The following is a 17434-nucleotide window of genomic DNA, read 5'->3' on the forward strand; positions in this document are numbered from 1 at the left end:
AATTTTTCCCTAAAATATGGTATTCTCACTTTCATATTGTAACAGTACGTCGCGCCTTATTTTTTTTGCATTGGCGCTTTGACGCTTTAAACCGACAGAAACGAGAGAGTATATATGAATCAAGCGGAAAAATTACTGGAAATCAAAGATCTTTGTGTGGAATTTAAGACCATGGCGGGAACCGTGCGGGCGGTGGATCATTTAAGCTACAGCCTCCGCAAAGGGGAAAAGCTTGGCATTGTGGGCGAGAGCGGAAGCGGAAAGAGCGTTTCTTCCCTGGCTATGATGCAGCTCATTCCGAATCCTCCGGGAAAAGTGACTGGGGGTCAGATCCTTTATAACGGAAAAGACCTGGCACAGCTTTCAGAGCGCGAGATGCAGAAAATCCGCGGCAACGAGATTTCCATGATCTTCCAGGAACCAATGACTTCCTTGAACCCGATTATCCGCTGCGGCAAGCAGATCGCGGAATCGCTGAAGCTGCACCGCGGCATGAAGAAGAAAGAGGCCATGGAGGAAGCCATCCGCATGATGGAGGCGGTCGGCATTGCAAATCCGTCCATGCGTGCTTACGAGTATCCGCACCAGATGTCGGGCGGTATGCGCCAGCGTGTCATGATTGCGATGGCGCTTGCCTGCCAGCCGCAGATCCTCATTGCGGATGAGCCGACCACGGCGCTGGATGTGACGATCCAGGCACAGATCCTGGACCTGATTCGTGACTTAAACCAGACCATGAACACATCGGTCGTTTTTATCACCCATGATCTTGGTGTGGTGAGCGAGCTGTGCGACACCGTTATGGTTATGTACAACGGCCGTATGGTGGAGAAAGCACCGGCACAGGAGATTTTTGAATCTCCGCTTCATCCGTATACGCAGGGACTTTTAAATGCGATCCCGCGCATTACCAAAGAGCGCGCGCCGCTCTCCACGATTGAGGGCATGGTACCGAACCCGACGGAGCGCATTGAGGGCTGCCGTTTCTGGCCGAGATGCCCGAAGGCAACTGAGCAGTGCAAAAAGCAGGAGCCGCCGGTATTTGAGGTGAGCGACTCACGGCAGGTACGCTGCTGGCTCTGCGATCCAAATGAGACAACAGGAGGTGACGGCAATGGAAACTAACAAGAACGTGCTGGTCCATGCCGATCATGTAAAGGTATATTTTAAAGGAAAAGATAAAAAATCCGGAGCAGTCCGGGCGGTCGATGATGTGTCTTTCGACATTATGAAGGGCGAGACATTTGGCGTGGTTGGTGAGTCTGGCTGCGGAAAGAGCACGCTGGGCCGCACTCTCATCAAACTGATCCCGGCAACGGATGGCCATATTTACCTGGACGGGGAAGATATTTCCGGTTTAAAGGCCAGCGCCTTAAAGCAGATGCGAAAGAAAGCCCAGATTATTTTCCAGGATCCGTCCGCCTGCTTAAACCCGAGGCGCACGGTGCGCCAGATCATGATGGAGCCGTTCGAGATTCATCATATGACCGGGAAGATGGATGTGGATGCCCGCATTGAGGAGCTTTTGCATCTGGTCGGACTGGACACCTACCATCTGAGCCGTTATCCGCATGAGCTTTCCGGCGGACAGAAACAGCGTATCGGCATTGCCCGCGCGCTGGCACTGGAACCGGAACTCATCATCTGCGATGAGGCGGTTTCCGCGCTGGATGTATCGGTGCAGGCGCAGGTGTTAAACCTGCTGCAGGAGTTAAAGGAGCGTCTTGGACTGACGTATTTCTTTATCTCGCACAACTTAAATGTTGTGTATCAGGTCAGCGACCGCGTTGGCGTGATGTATCTTGGCAAGATGGTTGAGATCGCCGCCTACGACCAGCTGTACGCGAAGCGGTACCATCCGTACACGGAGGCACTGCTCTCCGCAATCCCGCAGGTTGACGCGGTGGACCGCCAGGAGCGCATTCACCTGACCGGCGAGGTTCCAAGCCCGTCCAATCCGCCTTCCGGCTGCCGGTTCCACATCCGCTGCCCGAAAGCGTGCGACCGGTGCGCAAAGGAAGTGCCGGAGTTAAAAGAGGTAGAGCCGGGACATTATGTGGCCTGCCTGTTATATGACTGAATATGAATAATGAATGAGCTGGTCTTTTCTGGAAGGACCGTTCAGATAGAAATGCATTAAAGAGGAGGAAAACATTATGAAAAAGAAAAAAATCGCAGTCCTCGCCCTCTCCATGGCTGTAGCAGCAGGTCTTATGGCATGCGGCGGCGGACAGAGTGCAGATGGCACCACAGCAGCAGGAACCAGCGGAAGCGCTGAGACCGGAAGCAGCACCGATGGAAATGGAAGCACCGTCATCATTGCCATGGGTTCTGGATTCTCCACCCTGGATCCGGGTTATGTGTACGAGAAGTACCCGCAGCTCATTGTCAATGCCTGCTATGAGAACCTCTTTAAATTTTATGAGAACAACGGAACCCCGCAGCCGTGCCTTGCTGACTCCTATGAGTTTTCCGAGGATGGCCTGACCTTAACCGTTACCTTAAAAGATGGCCTGAAATTTGCCAGCGGCAATGATATTACTTCCGCGGATGTGGCATTCAGCATCAACCGTACCAAGAACTTAAAGGGCAACCCGTCCTTTATCTGCGATACCATCGAGAGCATTGAGACTCCGGATGACAAGACCGTGGTATTCCACTTAAATCAGCCGGACAGCGCAATTCTTTCCAAGCTGACCTACAGCTCCATGGCTGTTCTTGACAGCGCAGTCGTAAAAGAGAACGGCGGAACCGACGCGGAGGATGCTTCTTCCACCGATGCCGCTCAGAGCTTCCTCGACAGCGCAAGCGCAGGAAGCGGCATGTATGTGCTGACCAGCTACACTCCGGATGAGGAAGTGGTTCTGGAGAAGAACCCGAACTACTGGGGTGAGGCAACCAACGTAGACAAATACATCTTAAAGATCCAGCCGGATGCGAACACCCAAATGATGACCCTGTCCACCGGCGATATTGATGTGGCACTGAACCTGACCGATGACACCATGGATGAGCTGAAATCCGCAGACAACGTGGAGATCGTGGGCGGAACCACCAAGATGATCGGTTTCGTGATGATGAACATGGATGAGCAGTACGGCGGCCCGGTTTCCAACCCGGATGTACAGAAAGCAATCCGCAAGGCACTGGATTACTCCGGCATCCGCATGATCTGCGGAGAGGGAACCCTGACTCCTTACTCCATCATTCAGGATGGCTTTATGGGAAGCAAGGGCGAGCGCCCGGACGACTACACCAACTTAGACGAGGCAAAACAGCTTCTGGCAGATGCAGGCTACCCGGATGGATTTGACGTGGATATGACCGTTTCTGACCTGGATATGGAGGGTATCCTCTTAACTGACCTGGCTCAGAAAGTAAAAGATGACTTATCCCAGATCGGCATCAACGTGAACATTAAGACCGAGGCATGGGCAGCAGGCTACGGCGATGAGTACCGCAACGGCACCCTGGGCTTCACTGTGATGTACTGGGGCGTAGACTACAGCGATCCGAACGTACAGCTTGAGTTCTTACCGGGCGGCGTAGTCGGAAAGCGCGCAGGCTGGACCGCAGACATGAATCAGGATCTGGCAGCCCTCTATGAGGACGCAATGGCAGCAACCGACGATACCGAGCGTGCAGACGTACTTGGAAAGATCCAGGACGAGATGTATGAGGATGGCCCGTTCATCGTCATTGCACAGGCTCCGGCGCACATCGCGCACAGCAGTCGTCTGGCAGGCGTGGACATCTTCGATGCCTACACCATCGACCTGACTGAAATCAATGTAAAATAACAAAGGAAAGATACCAAATGGGAGAGTTGAAATTTATTGGAAAACGCGTGGTTTATCTGATCGTCATGCTGCTTGGTGTCGCTACGCTGGTGTTCATCTTAACCAAGATGATCCCGGGCGACCCGGTGGTGGCGAACTTAAGCCAGAGAGCCTTAAATGACCCGGAGATCGTAGCGGCCTACCGGGCAAGACACGGACTGGATAAGCCCCTGATCGTGCAGTATTTCTATTATATCCGGGATCTGCTGCATTTTGATCTGGGAACATCCATCCGCACGAACCGGCCGGTCCTCGACGACCTGGCGCGGTGCTATCCGGCAACGCTGGAGCTTGCTCTGTTCTCCATCGTAATCGCGTCCCTGTTCGGCATCCTGTTTGGTATTATTTCTGCCATTCGCCGAAACAGCGTGATCGACCAGTTTGTGCGTGCTATCTCCGTAACCGGTGTTAGCATCCCGGCATTCTGGTTTGCCCTGTTAATGCTGTATTTCTTCTACTATAAACTGAAGATTTTCCCGGGACCGGGACGCTTAAGCAACAGCTTTTCCGCGCCCCAGACCGTGACCGGCATGTATGTGCTGGACAGCCTGTTAGAGGGCAACACCGCAAAGGCGATGGACGCAGTGCGGCATCTGATTCTGCCGAGCATCGTGCTGGCGGCATTCACCATGGGCCTTATTACCCGTACGACACGTTCCAACCTGCTCGATGCGCTCTCAACTGATTACATCCGTACTGCAAAAGCGAAGGGCCTGAGCAGCTTGGGGCTCATCATTGGACACGCGCTTGGCAATGCGCTGATCCCGGTTATGACCGTCATCGGCCTGGGTCTTGGAAACCTGCTCGGCGGCATGGTTCTGGTTGAGACGATCTTTAAGTGGCCTGGTGTTGGCCAGTTTGCTTACGAGTCCGTCATGGCGGCGGATTATCCGGCAATCATCGGCGTGGCGCTTCTGATCGCGCTGAATTACATGATCATTAATACGGTGGTAGATATTCTGTACGGAATCATCGACCCAAGAGTGAGGTGCAGCTAATGATATATTCCCTGAAAAAATTACTGAAATCTAATTACCTGTTTACGCTGGGAATTGTGATCTGCCTGGGATGGATCCTTGCGGCTGTCTTTGCTCCGGTTATTGCGCCGTATGATCCGATCGCGCAGGACCTGACTCTGCGTTTAAACGCGCCGTCGGCCCAGCATCTGTTTGGAACCGATAACTTTGGACGCGACATTTTCAGCCGCGTCATCTACGGCGGACGGTATTCCCTGCTTGCCGGATGCCTCTCCGTGACGATTGCCGGTGTCATCGGCACGTTTTACGGCGCGCTGGCAGGTTATGTTGGCGGCTGGCTCGACAACGTTATGATGCGTTTTTCCGAGATGATCCTGTCGTTCCCGTCCCTGATCCTGGCGATGATCATCAACGCTGTGATGGGTTCCAACCTGTTCAATACCATGTTCGCGCTGGTCATTGTATCCTGGCCGACTTATGCAAGACTTATGCGAAGCGTGGTCTTAAGCGTTAAGGAGAATGAGTACGTCAATGCGGCAGAGGCGCTTGGAGCGTCCCGCATGCGCATTCTGATGAAAGAGATCATCCCAAACAGCGTCAGCTCCGTGCTGATTATGGCGACAACGGACATCGGAAACAAGATCCTGATGTTCTCCACCTTAAGCTTCTTAGGGCTTGGTTCCGCGCCGCCTACTCCGGAGTGGGGCATGATGGTGTCCGACGGTGTGGATTACTTTAACAAATTCTGGGTATCCGGTTTCCCGGGCCTTGCGATCTTTACCATGGCGGTGGGCGCGAACTTCATCGGCGATGGCCTGCGCGACCTGCTGGATCCGAAGCTACGCACCCAGTTCTAAAATTTGGTTTACAGAAACAAAAAGAAACAGTATGATGGAAGTGGCGTCGAGGACCTGTCCGGTCTGAGGCGCCCCTTTTGGCAAGTAGCGGTTTATTGAGAAAAAGTAAATAATACATGAGGAGGTTTTTACTATGAACGAAGCAAGAGCAAAACGCATTCTGGATGAATTGCAGAAGCAGGGAGTCAGCCAGATGCTGATCACGGACCCAATGTCCATCTGTTATCTGACTGGTGTTTCCATGATGCCGATCGAGCGTTTTTACGCATTATTATTGAAAGCAGACGGCCATCATGTCTACTTTTTAAATCATCTGTTCCATGTGCCGCAGGAGGTTGGCGTGGAGAAGGTGTGGTACTCCGACACCGATCCGGTTGCTGAGATCGTGGCAAAATACCTGGACAAGGACGCAGTTCTCGGCGTGGACAAAGACTTAAAGGCACGCTTTTTGCTGCCGCTCATGGAGATGAAGGCGGCTGCAGGTTTTGTGAATGGTTCCCCGGCTGTGGATGTGACCCGCGGCGTGAAAGACGCAGAAGAGCAGGAGAAGATGCGTGTGGCATCCGACATCAACGATAAGGCCATGGCACAGTTCAAGGCACTGATCCATGAGGGCGTGACCGAGCAGGAAGTAGCAGACCAGATGTTAGACATCTACCTGAGCCTGGGCGCTGAGGGCTATTCCTTCCCACCGCTGGTTGCGTTCGGCGCAAATGCGGCAGACCCGCATCATTCCCCGGATAACACCGTAGTAAAACCGGGTGACTGCGTGCTGTTCGATGTAGGCTGCATCAAGGACGGCTACTGCTCCGATATGACCCGTACCTTCTACTTTAAGACGGTCAGCGACGAGCACCGCAAGGTTTACGAGACCGCAAAGGCAGCAAACGAGACTGCCATCAGCAAGATTCATCCGGGCGTGGAGATCCGCAATCTGGACAAGGCAGCGCGCGACCTCATCACCGATGCAGGCTGGGGCCCAAACTTTACCCACCGTCTGGGACACTTTATCGGCATGTCCTGCCATGAGTTTGGCGATGTTTCTTCCGCAAACACCTGGGAGACCAAGCCTGGCATGATCTTCTCCATTGAGCCTGGCATTTACTTAATCGGAGACACCGGCGTGCGCGTGGAGGATCTGGTACTGGTAACTGAGGATGGCGTGGAAGTGCTGAACCACTATCCGAAGACCCTGCAGATCATTGAGTAAGGAGGGCTTTTGAGCATGAAACATCCAATCGCAACCCTGCATATGGCAAATGGAGCCGACATCGTGATCGAGCTGCTGCCGGAGTCCGCGCCAAATACCGTGAACAGCTTTCTCTATGCGGCATCCCACGGCTATCTGGACCATCATGCCATTGAGCGCATTGTGCCGGGCAACTGGGTCGATATGAGTTACACGGCGTTTGGCCATAAGGAAATGCAGTACCTGATCCCGAACGAGTTTGCCTTAAACCCGGACGTGACACCGCTCGATTCCCATCCGGGTTGCGTCTGCATGGGCGGTTACGGCGACGCGGGACTGGCAAGCTGCGAGTTCTTCTTCCCGCTGCGTGACTGCCCGGACCACAAAGGCATTTATCCAGTGTTCGGAAAAGTTATTTCCGGCATGGAAGAAATTCTGCGGATCGCAAAGGTTCCAACCGTTCCGGTCGATTTCCCGATTCCTGACGTAGAAGTAAACCGCCCGGTAGAGCCGGAGATCCTGGATCATGTGGAGCTGGAACTGTTCGGGGAGAGTTACCCGGAACCGGTGCGCGTGGAGAATCCGAGATTGCCGAAGTGCTGGCCGAAGTAAGATAGAAATTGAGTTGAAAAATGCAGCTTCCGGAGTATGTTTGGTACCGGAAGCTGCATTTTATTATGATAAAAAAACGCCCTGCTATAGGAAAGATTAAATCTCGTTCACTTTTCTCTTCACATAAGTGGTATGTAACAGATGATGTGCTTTCTGGCTTCCTGGTTCTCCGAGGAAGGTTGCGTACAGCTCCTTGATGGCCGGATTCTCATGGGATTTGCGGATCGGGTTGTTCTTGTCGGAGTCGTAGAGGACTTTGGCGCGCAGGCCGCGGATATCTACGGTGTTGCGCACGTAGCCAGGCTGCTGCGGCTGGCCGCCGCCGTTGATGCAGCCGCCCGGGCAGCCCATGATCTCGATGAAGTGATAGTCTGCTTCACCGGATTTGACCTTCTCAAGCAGCTTCTTTGCGTTTCCAAGGCCGGAGGCGATGGCAACCTTGACTTCCAGGCCTGCCACCAGGTAGGTAGCTTCCTTGATGCCTTCCATGCCGCGGACATCGGTGAAGTCCAGATTCTGTAATTCCTCGCCGGTCAGGGTTTCTACTGCGGTGCGGAGTGCTGCCTCCATAACGCCGCCGGTGGCGCCGAAGATCACGGCTGCGCCGGTTCCAAGGCCCAGAGGTGCGTCATACTCTTCATCCGGTAAGGTGTTGAATTTCAGGCCGACCTTGCGGATCATGCGGGCCAGTTCCCTGGTGGTTAAGGAGTAGTCTACATCCGGGACACCGTTTGCAGCTTCATCCGGTCTCTGGATCTCAAATTTCTTTGCGGTACACGGCATGATGGAAACGGAAACGATATCCTTCGGATCCAGGTGCATCTTCTCTGCGTAGTAGGACTTTGCGATGGCGCCGAACATCTGCTGCGGGGATTTGCAGCTGGATAAGTTCTCGGTCATATCCGGGAAGTAGTGCTCACAGTATTTGATCCAGCCCGGGGAGCAGGAGGTGATGAGCGGAAGCACGCCGCCGTTCTGCACGCGGTCTAAGAATTCATGAGCCTCTTCCATGATGGTTAAGTCGGCACTGAAGTTGGTGTCGAATACTTTGTCAAAGCCGATGCGGCGCAGGGCTGCCGCCATCTTGCCCTGTACGTTGGTGCCGATCGGGTAGCCGAATTCCTCACCCAAGGCGGCGCGGACAGCCGGAGCGGTCTGCACGATAACGTGTTTGTCCGGATCTGCAATGGCTGCCAGAACCTCGTCCACCTGGGATTTCTCCTGCAGGGCGCCGGTCGGGCAGACTGCGATACACTGGCCGCAGGAGACACAGGAGGTCTCGCCCAGGCCCATATCGAAGGCGGAGCCGATAAAGGTGGCAAAGCCGCGCATGTTGGCGCCGATGACGCCGATGCCCTGTACCTTCTCGCAGACTGCGGAGCAGCGGCGGCACAGGATACACTTGCTGTTGTCGCGGATCATGTGAACGGCGCTGTCGTCGATGATGGACGGAGTGCGCTCACCATCGTAATAGCCTTCATCGGTAACACCGAGTTCTTTACAGAGCTGCTGCAGTTCGCAGTTTCCGCTGCGGACGCAGGATAAGCACTTGCGGTCATGGTTGGAAAGCAGAAGCTGCAGGGTTTTTCTGCGGGATTCCAGCACCTTCGGGGTGTTGGTCCAGACTTCCATGCCATCGTTGATCGGGTATACGCAGGAAACCACCAGGCTTCTTGCGCCTTTTACTTCCACAACACAGATGCGGCAGGCGCCGATCTCGTTGATGTCTTTTAAGAAGCAGAGGGTCGGGATTTCAATGTGTGCCAGGCGGGCTGCCTCCAGAATGGTGGAGCCTTTCGGGGCACTGACTTCCATGCCGTTGATTTTAATTGTGATATTCTCCATAGCCATTCTCCTCCATTACTGTTTGTAGATCGCGCCGAATTTACATTTCTCCATGCAGGCGCCGCACTTAACACACTTGTCGGTGTCGATGATGTGTGGATTCTTGACGGAGCCGATGATGGCGCCAACCGGGCAGTTTCTTGCGCACAGGGTACAGCCCTTACACTTGTCTGCATCGATGTGGTAGGAGAGCAGTGCCTTGCAGACACCTGCCGGGCAGCGTTTCTCTTTGATGTGGGCCTCGTACTCATCGCGGAAGTAGCGGAGGGTGGAGAGAACCGGGTTCGGAGCCGTCTGGCCAAGGCCGCAGGCAGAGTTCTCTTTCACGTAGTAGCAGAGCTCTTCCAGCTTATCGAGGTCTTCCATGGTAGCGGTGCCCTTGGTGATCTTGGTAAGGATCTCCAACATGCGCTTGGTGCCGATGCGGCACGGGGTACACTTACCGCAGGATTCTTCCACGGTGAATTCCAGGAAGAATTTCGCAATGTCTACCATACAGTCGGTCTCATCCATAACAATGAGGCCGCCGGAGCCCATCATGGAACCGATGGAGATGAGGTTGTCGTAGTCGATCGGGATATCGAAATGCTCTGCCGGGATACATCCGCCGGACGGGCCGCCGGTCTGGGCTGCCTTAAACTTCTTGCCGTTCGGGATGCCGCCGCCGATCTCCTCAATGACTTCGCGGAGGGTGGTACCCATCGGAATCTCCACCAGGCCGGTGTTATGGATCTTGCCGCCCAGTGCGAATACCTTGGTGCCTTTGGATTTCTCGGTACCCATGGATGCGAACCACTCCGGACCGTTTAAGATGATCTGCGGGATGTTCGCGTAGGTCTCTACGTTATTTAAAATGGTCGGTTTGCCAAATAAGCCTTTCTGTGCCGGGAACGGAGGACGCGGTCTTGGCTCACCGCGGTTGCCCTCGATGGAGGTCATGAGGGCGGTTTCCTCGCCGCAGACGAAGGCTCCTGCGCCCAGACGCAGGTCGATATCGAAATCAAAGCCGCTGCCGAAGATGTCTTTTCCTAAAAGCTCCATCTCGCGGGCCTGGTTAATGGCAATTTTCAGACGCTCTACCGCAATCGGATACTCCGCGCGCACATAGATGTAGCCCTGGTTTGCGCCGATGGCGTAACCGGCAATGGCCATAGCCTCCAGGACTGCGTGGGGATCGCCCTCCAAGACGGAGCGGTCCATGAATGCGCCCGGATCACCCTCGTCGGCGTTACAGCAGACGTATTTCTGGTCCGCGTCGTTCTGCTTGGCCAGCTTCCATTTGAGACCGGTGGGGAATCCGCCGCCGCCGCGTCCGCGCAGGCCGGAATCCATCAGGCACTGGATGACGTCGTCTGGGGTCATCTCGGTGAGAACCTTGCCCAGAGCCTGGTAGCCGCCGGTTCCGATGTACTCTTCAATGACTTCCGGGTTGATGATACCACAGTTGCGCAGGGCAATGCGGTGCTGCTTTTTATAGAAGTTGGTGTCGATTAGGGCTTTTACGCCAGCCGGGGTAACCGTCTCCTGATAGAGGAGTCTGGTAACGACACGTCCTTTTAATAAATGCTCCTGAACAATCTCAGGAATGTCTTCTATCTTGACCATGGAGTAGAAGCTTGCGTCCGGGTACACGATCATGATCGGGCCCAGGGCGCAGAGACCGTGGCATCCGGTCTGGACTACAGAGACTTCCGATTCCAGTCCGGCTTTTTTGATTTCTTCTTTTAAGGTTTCCATAATCTGCTGGCTTCCGGAGGAGGTACAGCCTGTTCCGCCGCAAACCAATACATGTGAACGATACATCTGTTGTCCTCCTTATTTCAGATCTGCAGAATTTAAGGTATATTCTTCGACAATGTGTCCGCCGATGAGATGGCGTTCTACTATTTCGGCAGCCTTGTCCGCATTCATTTTGATGTAGGTGACCTTCGGTTTGCCCGGTTCCATGACCTCTACAATAGGCTCGTACTGGCAAAGGCCGATGCAGCCGGTCTGGGTAACGGAAATTTTACCGGTCAGGCCCTTCTCCTGAACCAGAGTGGAAAGGGCGTTTAAAACCGGTCTGGCACCGCTGGCGATGCCACAGGTAGCCATGCCGACCACAACGCGGGTGTGGGTGTGGTCTTCCGCACGCATGCTGACCTGACTCTGCATTCTCTCGCGGATCGCTCTTAATTCTTCAAGACTTTTCATGTTATGTTCGTCCTCCTGTTCTGACGGTGGTTTCTGTTCGCCTTCCGGCTTCTGGCATGAAATACTGTGCTGGAAAACAGCGCAGATCCTGCAGTCATGGAAAATGGTCAGTAAACGGTTCCTCCGTCGGTTTCGAGTTTGTTTTCGGTCAGATAGTCTTTGATGTAACTGGAAATTTCAGGTGTGTTAAAAGGAACGTCTCCTAAAATGGCGCGCATTTCGCGGGTATCCAGGGAAAATTCCTTTTCGCTGCAGCGGTAAACGTAGAGAAAATCGGTGTCCGGGTGGCCCTGGATCAGGGTGTGGATGGTGGCGGTCATATCGCCAAGGGGCATCCGGTCTATGTGGTTCAGCGTAAAGATGGCTGTGACCGTGGTTCCTTTTCCGGGTTCCGATTCGATGGAAAAGCTTCCGCCGGTACTTTCGGCAGCGAACTTGAAAAACGGAACACCCAGGCCTACCTTTCTTGTGGTGCGGCTGGTGTAGAAGGGGTCGGTGACCCGTTCAACCTGTTCTTTTGTCATGCCGCAGCCGTCATCCGTGATAATGACAGTGAGTCTGTCCGCATTCGGCTGTACATCTACCGTAATCTGCACCAGGGATGCGTTGGCGCGGGTGGAATTTTCTGCTACGTCAAGGATGTTTAAAGAAATTTCCGGCATCATAGGCTAATTGTATTTGGCAAGAATGCCAGGAATGTCGTCCGGGGTGAGCCGTCCGTAAACTTCGTCGTTGATCATCATGACGGGGGCCAGTCCGCAGGCGCCGACACAGCGGCAGGAATCCAGCGAGAAACGTCCGTCCGGGGTGCATTCTCCGTTGGTGATGCCAAGAAGCTCCTCCAGTTTGGAAAAGATGGCGCCGGAGCCCTTTACATAGCAGGCAGTACCGAGGCATACGGAAATCTGGTACTTGCCCTTGGGCTGCAGCGCGAACTGGGAGTAGAATGTGGAAACGCCGTAGATTTTCTCTAACGGGATTCCGGTTTCATCGGAAATCATAGTCTGGACTTCAATTGGCAGGTAGCCGTAAATGTCCTGTGCCTGCTGCATGATCGGCATGAGCGCGCCTTTGGTGTCCTTCAGTTCCGCGATCACCTTTTTCAGCGCAGCTTCCTGCTCCGGTGTTCCGCTGAAAGGAACCGTCTCTTTTTTACAAGCCATGTGAACCCTCCTCTTTATTGCGTTTGTAAAATACTTATAATATATTAACATGAAGACGAGAAAAAATCTACATTTTTTCTCCGTTAATTTAAAGACACAATAAATGTTTTTGTTGATTATGAACAGAAATAATGTTATCATTACCCTATAAAACTGTATGGTTTGACAAAAGTATGACGAAATTAGTAACGGTAAAAATGGCTCAACCAATAATGCGAAAGCCATGTTTCATTTATTTTATGACAGGGGGAATCTGCCTATGACAGCAAGAGATGTTCAGAAGATCATCGGTGCCCGGGTGCTTACAGGGGAAGAATTTCTGGACCGCGAGATCACAAGTGCCTGCGCATCCGACATGATGAGCGATGTGCTGGCCTTTTCCAAGGATCATTCGGTTCTGATCACAGGGCTTTGCAATCCGCAGGTGATCCGCACGGCGGAGATGTTAGACATTGTCTGTGTGATCTTTGTACGGAGAAAACATCCGGATGAAACCATTCTTACTATGGCAAAAGAACGTGAATTGATTGTCATGGAAACGGGACACCGGATGTTCTCTACCTGCGGCATGCTCTACAGCGCAGGACTTGGTGGAGGTGCAGTCTGATGGAAAACGCGATCGTACTACAGTATCATGTTTCGGCCGATGATTTTACCCGGGCAGGGGAAGCCAGCAGCGATGTAAAGGGGAAATTAAAGCAGCTTGGCATCAGTCCGGAGGCCGTGCGCAAGGTAGCCATTGCCATGTATGAGGGCGAGATCAACATGGTGATTCACGCAAATGGAGGAGAAATTACGGTGGAAATTACACCGGAAAAGGTGCGGATGGTCCTGGACGATGTGGGACCGGGCATCCCGGATATTGATCTTGCCATGCAGGCCGGTTATTCCACAGCGCCGGATGAAGTGCGAAATCTTGGATTCGGGGCCGGAATGGGCCTGCCGAATATGAAAAAATATACCGATGACATGAAGATAGAGACCAAACTTGGTGTAGGCACGAAGATCACGATGGAAGTGAATCTGATGTGAGTATGTATGGGACTGGGCTGGCGAAAGCCGGAATTCCCAGGCACCAGGAAATGACATTTGGAGGTGAAAGGCGGTATGGATAAGTTTTACCATTCCGTGCGGCTGGATGAGGAATTATGCAAAGGCTGTATCAACTGTCTGAAGCGCTGTCCCACCCAGGCAATCCGCGTGCAGGATGGCAAAGCCCGGATCAACAAAAAATTCTGTATTGACTGCGGCGAGTGCATCCGGGTATGCCCCCATCACGCAAAACACGCAGTCTATGACCAGATGGAGGAAATGGAACGCTTCCGCTACAAGGTGGCGCTTCCGGCTCCTTCGTTATACAGCCAGTTTAACAACCTGGACGACATCAACATCGTGCTCCATGCGCTTTTGCTCATGGGTTTTGACGATGTATTTGAGGTAAGTGCGGCAGCGGAGCTGGTCAGCGAGACTACCCGCGCATATCTGACGGAGCATGAGGAACAGCTGCCTCTGATCAGCACGGCGTGTCCCAGCGTGGTGCGGCTCATCCGAGTGCGGTTTCCAAACCTGATCCCGCATCTGCTTCCCTTAAATCCGCCGGTGGAGGTGGCGGCTGGCCTGGCCGTGAAAAGGGCTATGGAAAAGACGGGGCTTCCCAGAGAGGACATCGGCATCTGCTTTATCTCTCCGTGCCCGTCCAAGGTGACTTACGCGAGATCACCGATTGGAACGGAAAAAAGTGAAATTGACTGTGTGCTTGCCATTAAGGATGTGTACCCACAGCTCTTGAAATATATGAAGCAGGTAGACGAAGACCCGGAGAATATCAGCATTTCCGGCAAGATCGGCATCAGCTGGGGGCACAGCGGCGGCGAGGCAGGCGGACTTTTTACGGAGAGCTATCTGGCGGCGGATGGTATCGAGAATGTGATCCGGGTTCTGGAAGATATGGAGGACCAGAAGTTTACCAATCTGAAATTTGTGGAGCTGGATGCCTGCAGCGGCGGCTGCGTGGGCGGTGTGCTGACGGTGGAAAATCCCTATGTGGCCGAAGTTAAACTGAAGCATCTGCGCAAGTACATGCCGGTGGCAAGAAGCCACATGGATGCGGAAACAGAGGAAAAAGCAGAGAAACTGATGACATGGACTGAGAGCGTGGAGTATGAGCCGGTCTACAATCTGGGTGAGACTATGCTGGAGAGTTTTGTGCGGTTAAGCCGGATTGAAGCCTTAAGCAAGCAGCTTCCTGGCCTGGACTGCGGAGCCTGCGGCGCGCCGTCCTGCAAAGCGCTGGCGGAGGATATCGCCCGGGGCGAGGCGAAGGAAGAGGACTGTGTTTATATTATGAAGGAGCGGATCCGGCGGCTGCTGGAGCAGGAAAAAGGAGGACAAACGTGAAGGTAAAAGAACTTCTGGACAGTGGAAAATTTCAGGTGATCCACGCGGGGGAGGACCCGGATCGGGAAATTACAACCCCGTTCTGCTGTGATCTCTTAAGCGTGGCCATGGGAAAAGCCCCGGCGGGCTGTGCCTGGGTCACGGTCATGGGGAACATGAATACGCTGGCGGTTGCAACGCTGGCAGATGCCGCCTGCATCATTCTGGCAGAAGGCGCTGCGCTGGATGAGACCGCCGGGAAAAAGGCAGAGCAGCAGGATATCATGGTGCTGGCCACCGAGGAGCCGGTGTTTGAGGCGGCGCTGTGGGTGTGGCAGCAGATGCAGGGAGAAGCGCATGGAGTGTAAACGAAATGCTATGCAGCGGGACTTGGGACAGGAACATGAGGACCTGCAGCCGGACCGCCAGGAAATTGTGGAATTAAGTTATGACCTGCACATCCATTCCTGCCTTTCTCCTTGCGGGGATGACGACATGACTCCGGGAAATATTGTGGGGATGTCGGCCATCAAAGGCCTGGATGTGATTGCGGTGACGGACCACAACTCCTGCCGCAACTGTCCCGCGGTGATGAAGCTGGCCAGGCAGTACGGTGTGCTTGCCATACCGGGCATGGAGCTGACGACCGTGGAGGAAGTCCACGCGGTCTGCCTGTTCCCGGAACTTTCCGCGGCGATGGAATTTGACCGGTTCGTTTACGAAAAACTCATGAAATTTCCAAACCGGGAAGAGATTTTTGGAAAGCAGCAGATCATGAACGAGGAAGATATCTGCATCGGCACGGAGCCGAACCTGCTGATCAACAGCACAGAACTTTCTTTTGATGAATTGTGGGATATAGTAGCCGGGCAGTACGGCGGTGTTATGATCCCGGCCCACATCGACAAAAACGCCAACAGCCTCATTTCCAATCTGGGCTTTGTGCCTCCGGAGAGTAAATTCCGGACGGCAGAGCTGCACGACATGGCAGCATTATCGAAATTGAAAAAGAGCAATCCCTATCTTGAACAGTGCCGCATCATTTGCGATTCCGATGCCCACTATCTGGAGCATATCCATGAGGCAGAGTGGAAGCTGAAGGTGCGGGAGAAAAGTGCAGCGGCGGTGATTGGGTATCTGAAGGGAGAATAATGTTATAGTGAGATTCAATTTTTGCCAGGGGCATTCTGCGGATTCGCAGGATGCCTTTTTTCAGTGCTTGCGGAATGCTATCATTTCGATTAAGATAGAGATTAGAAATCAACCAGAAAATTAGAGGGGAATTTCGGAAAAAGGAGAGTCTATTATGAAGTACAGAAAATGGATGACAGTAGGTGCCGCACTGGCATTTTTGTTTACCGCGCAGCCGGTTTACGCGGCTCCGGTGATCGTAGCGGGGGCTGGTGCCCCTGGAACGGAAGGTACACAGACTGCAGGGGAGCAGCAGGCGCAGGAAACTGTGACTCAGGCGCCGGGCAGCAGCCAGGATCCGGCATCCTCCGAAACGGCAGTTGCGGCACAGTCACCGACGGTCGTTTCCGGTCAGGGCCAGAACGCACCGGGAAGCGGCAACAGTGGCAGCGGCGCTCCCACATCGAACGGCGAGGTGACCGGCATTCCGGAGGGCCCGGGCGGTATCAAGAGTGAGCCGGTGGACCCGGTCACGCCGGAAGAGCTTGCGGCACAGGAAGCAGCCCAGGCGGCAGGCACCCAGCAGTCCACAGCCCAGAGCACAGGCGGCATTGATCCGTCAAAACCGATGGTGGCCCTGACTTTTGATGACGGCCCGCAGCCGTCTGTCGGAAACCGCATTATGGACTGTCTGGCCCAGTATGGAGGCAAGGCAACCTTCTTTATGGTAGGTGAGCGTGTCGGCTCTTATAAAACAGAAGTGCAGCGTATGGTGGCGGAAGGCCATGAGGTAGCCAATCATACCATGAATCACAAATATCTGCAGAAGCTTGGCGCAGCCCAGATCCAGGCTCAGGTAAATCAGGGAAACGATGCTATCCAGGCAGCCTGCGGCGTACGTCCGACCCTGCTTCGGCTTCCGGGAGGAAACCATAACTCTATGGTTGTGGCAAATGCTGGTATGCCGATGATCCAGTGGAATGTTGATACTCTGGACTGGAAGACCAGAAACGCAGATAAGACGGTGGCAGCCGTGTTAAATCATGTAAAAGACGGAGACATCATCCTGATGCATGAACTTTACGGCGCAACCGGAGACGCGGTCGCTCGCATTGTGCCGGAACTGCATAACCGAGGATTCCAGATGGTGACTGTAAGCCAGATGGCGGCAGCAAAAGGAAAGACACTGGAGGCAGGAAAGCTGTATTCCAGTTTTAACTGAACACAGCAGATAAAACGAAAGATTCGGGTA

Annotated in this window: 18 protein-coding genes; 13 read left to right on the forward strand and 5 right to left on the reverse strand. The window is 53.7% G+C overall.

Annotation, left to right across the window (positions count from 1 at the left end; genetic code table 11):
* The first annotated feature begins 114 nt into the window (after positions 1–114).
* The 7 genes from WMO41_RS04550 (at position 115) to WMO41_RS04580 (ending at position 7474) form a co-directional block, all read left to right on the forward strand.
* The gene (locus WMO41_RS04550) at positions 115–1125 is read left to right on the forward strand and encodes an ABC transporter ATP-binding protein (protein ID WP_349228739.1); all 1011 of its coding nucleotides are present in this window, start codon (positions 115–117) and stop codon (positions 1123–1125) included.
* Positions 1115–2080: an ABC transporter ATP-binding protein gene (locus WMO41_RS04555; RefSeq protein ID WP_349228740.1), complete on the forward strand. Its 966-nt coding sequence runs from the start codon at positions 1115–1117 to the stop codon at positions 2078–2080. The genes WMO41_RS04550 and WMO41_RS04555 overlap by 11 nt, the downstream gene beginning before the upstream one ends.
* 76 nt (positions 2081–2156) lie before the next feature.
* The gene (locus WMO41_RS04560) at positions 2157–3800 is read left to right on the forward strand and encodes an ABC transporter substrate-binding protein (protein WP_349228741.1); all 1644 of its coding nucleotides are present in this window, start codon (positions 2157–2159) and stop codon (positions 3798–3800) included.
* Between the two features lie 17 nt (positions 3801–3817).
* Complete coding sequence (locus WMO41_RS04565; RefSeq protein WP_349228742.1) at positions 3818–4837, forward strand: ABC transporter permease; 1020 nt, start codon at positions 3818–3820, stop codon at positions 4835–4837.
* Positions 4837–5673 carry an ABC transporter permease gene (locus WMO41_RS04570; protein ID WP_349228743.1) on the forward strand — a complete coding sequence of 279 codons (837 nt, stop codon included), beginning with the start codon at positions 4837–4839 and terminating at the stop codon, positions 5671–5673. The genes WMO41_RS04565 and WMO41_RS04570 overlap by 1 nt, the downstream gene beginning before the upstream one ends.
* Positions 5674–5806: 133 nt before the next feature.
* On the forward strand, positions 5807–6883 hold the full coding sequence (locus WMO41_RS04575) for a M24 family metallopeptidase (RefSeq protein ID WP_349228744.1): 1077 nt from the start codon (positions 5807–5809) through the stop codon (positions 6881–6883).
* A gap of 15 nt (positions 6884–6898) precedes the next feature.
* Positions 6899–7474, forward strand: coding sequence for a peptidylprolyl isomerase (locus WMO41_RS04580; RefSeq protein WP_349228745.1), 576 nt, complete (start codon positions 6899–6901; stop codon positions 7472–7474).
* 96 nt (positions 7475–7570) lie between these two features.
* Here the strand turns inward: WMO41_RS04580 and WMO41_RS04585 are convergent, their stop codons facing one another.
* From WMO41_RS04585 to WMO41_RS04605, 5 genes are all read right to left on the reverse strand, one after another.
* Positions 7571–9319 (reverse strand): NADH-dependent [FeFe] hydrogenase, group A6, encoded by a 1749-nt coding sequence (locus WMO41_RS04585; RefSeq protein WP_349228746.1) that lies wholly within the window; start codon positions 9317–9319, stop codon positions 7571–7573.
* A gap of 15 nt (positions 9320–9334) precedes the next feature.
* A complete protein-coding gene (nuoF, locus tag WMO41_RS04590) occupies positions 9335–11122 on the reverse strand; it encodes an NADH-quinone oxidoreductase subunit NuoF (protein ID WP_349228747.1) in 1788 nt (595 codons plus the stop codon).
* Between the two features lie 12 nt (positions 11123–11134).
* On the reverse strand, positions 11135–11512 hold the full coding sequence (locus WMO41_RS04595) for a (2Fe-2S) ferredoxin domain-containing protein (RefSeq protein WP_349228748.1): 378 nt from the start codon (positions 11510–11512) through the stop codon (positions 11135–11137).
* A gap of 107 nt (positions 11513–11619) precedes the next feature.
* Positions 11620–12177 carry an ATP-binding protein gene (locus tag WMO41_RS04600; protein WP_349228749.1) on the reverse strand — a complete coding sequence of 186 codons (558 nt, stop codon included), beginning with the start codon at positions 12175–12177 and terminating at the stop codon, positions 11620–11622.
* Positions 12178–12180: 3 nt separating this feature from the next.
* Positions 12181–12675, reverse strand: a complete 495-nt coding sequence (locus tag WMO41_RS04605; protein WP_177292853.1) for an NAD(P)H-dependent oxidoreductase subunit E — start codon at positions 12673–12675, stop codon at positions 12181–12183.
* Between the two features lie 259 nt (positions 12676–12934).
* Between WMO41_RS04605 and WMO41_RS04610 the strand changes: the two genes are divergently transcribed.
* The 6 genes from WMO41_RS04610 to WMO41_RS04635 all read left to right on the forward strand — a co-directional run bounded on the left by WMO41_RS04610 (position 12935) and on the right by WMO41_RS04635 (position 17404).
* A complete protein-coding gene (locus tag WMO41_RS04610) occupies positions 12935–13282 on the forward strand; it encodes a DRTGG domain-containing protein (RefSeq protein WP_349228750.1) in 348 nt (115 codons plus the stop codon).
* On the forward strand, positions 13282–13707 hold the full coding sequence (locus tag WMO41_RS04615; RefSeq protein ID WP_349228751.1) for an ATP-binding protein: 426 nt from the start codon (positions 13282–13284) through the stop codon (positions 13705–13707). Before WMO41_RS04610 ends, WMO41_RS04615 begins: the two co-directional genes overlap by 1 nt.
* 75 nt (positions 13708–13782) lie before the next feature.
* Positions 13783–15072: a [Fe-Fe] hydrogenase large subunit C-terminal domain-containing protein gene (locus WMO41_RS04620; RefSeq protein WP_349228752.1), complete on the forward strand. Its 1290-nt coding sequence runs from the start codon at positions 13783–13785 to the stop codon at positions 15070–15072.
* Positions 15069–15419 carry a hypothetical protein gene (locus tag WMO41_RS04625; protein WP_349228753.1) on the forward strand — a complete coding sequence of 117 codons (351 nt, stop codon included), beginning with the start codon at positions 15069–15071 and terminating at the stop codon, positions 15417–15419. Before WMO41_RS04620 ends, WMO41_RS04625 begins: the two co-directional genes overlap by 4 nt.
* 64 nt (positions 15420–15483) lie before the next feature.
* On the forward strand, positions 15484–16203 hold the full coding sequence (locus WMO41_RS04630; protein ID WP_494338427.1) for a PHP domain-containing protein: 720 nt from the start codon (positions 15484–15486) through the stop codon (positions 16201–16203).
* 154 nt (positions 16204–16357) lie between these two features.
* Positions 16358–17404 (forward strand): polysaccharide deacetylase family protein, encoded by a 1047-nt coding sequence (locus tag WMO41_RS04635; protein WP_349228755.1) that lies wholly within the window; start codon positions 16358–16360, stop codon positions 17402–17404.
* Positions 17405–17434: the final 30 nt, after the last annotated feature.

Origin of the sequence: Ventrimonas faecis (assembly GCF_040096075.1) — a bacterium.
GTDB classification, from domain to species: Bacteria; Bacillota; Clostridia; order Lachnospirales; family Lachnospiraceae; genus Brotaphodocola; species Brotaphodocola faecis.

Bases quoted from the DNA above. Each gene is read 5' to 3' on its own strand.
- WMO41_RS04550 (WP_349228739.1), top strand. From the start codon at position 115: ATGAATCAAGCGGAAAAATTACTGGAAATCAAAGATCTTTGTGTGGAA.
- WMO41_RS04555 (WP_349228740.1), top strand. From the start codon at position 1,115: ATGGAAACTAACAAGAACGTGCTGGTCCATGCCGATCATGTAAAGGTA.
- WMO41_RS04560 (WP_349228741.1), top strand. From the start codon at position 2,157: ATGAAAAAGAAAAAAATCGCAGTCCTCGCCCTCTCCATGGCTGTAGCA.
- WMO41_RS04565 (WP_349228742.1), top strand. From the start codon at position 3,818: ATGGGAGAGTTGAAATTTATTGGAAAACGCGTGGTTTATCTGATCGTC.
- WMO41_RS04570 (WP_349228743.1), top strand. From the start codon at position 4,837: ATGATATATTCCCTGAAAAAATTACTGAAATCTAATTACCTGTTTACG.
- WMO41_RS04575 (WP_349228744.1), top strand. From the start codon at position 5,807: ATGAACGAAGCAAGAGCAAAACGCATTCTGGATGAATTGCAGAAGCAG.
- WMO41_RS04580 (WP_349228745.1), top strand. From the start codon at position 6,899: ATGAAACATCCAATCGCAACCCTGCATATGGCAAATGGAGCCGACATC.
- WMO41_RS04585 (WP_349228746.1), bottom strand. From the start codon at position 9,319: ATGGAGAATATCACAATTAAAATCAACGGCATGGAAGTCAGTGCCCCG.
- nuoF (WP_349228747.1), bottom strand. From the start codon at position 11,122: ATGTATCGTTCACATGTATTGGTTTGCGGCGGAACAGGCTGTACCTCC.
- WMO41_RS04595 (WP_349228748.1), bottom strand. From the start codon at position 11,512: ATGAAAAGTCTTGAAGAATTAAGAGCGATCCGCGAGAGAATGCAGAGT.
- WMO41_RS04600 (WP_349228749.1), bottom strand. From the start codon at position 12,177: ATGATGCCGGAAATTTCTTTAAACATCCTTGACGTAGCAGAAAATTCC.
- WMO41_RS04605 (WP_177292853.1), bottom strand. From the start codon at position 12,675: ATGGCTTGTAAAAAAGAGACGGTTCCTTTCAGCGGAACACCGGAGCAG.
- WMO41_RS04610 (WP_349228750.1), top strand. From the start codon at position 12,935: ATGACAGCAAGAGATGTTCAGAAGATCATCGGTGCCCGGGTGCTTACA.
- WMO41_RS04615 (WP_349228751.1), top strand. From the start codon at position 13,282: ATGGAAAACGCGATCGTACTACAGTATCATGTTTCGGCCGATGATTTT.
- WMO41_RS04620 (WP_349228752.1), top strand. From the start codon at position 13,783: ATGGATAAGTTTTACCATTCCGTGCGGCTGGATGAGGAATTATGCAAA.
- WMO41_RS04635 (WP_349228755.1), top strand. From the start codon at position 16,358: ATGAAGTACAGAAAATGGATGACAGTAGGTGCCGCACTGGCATTTTTG.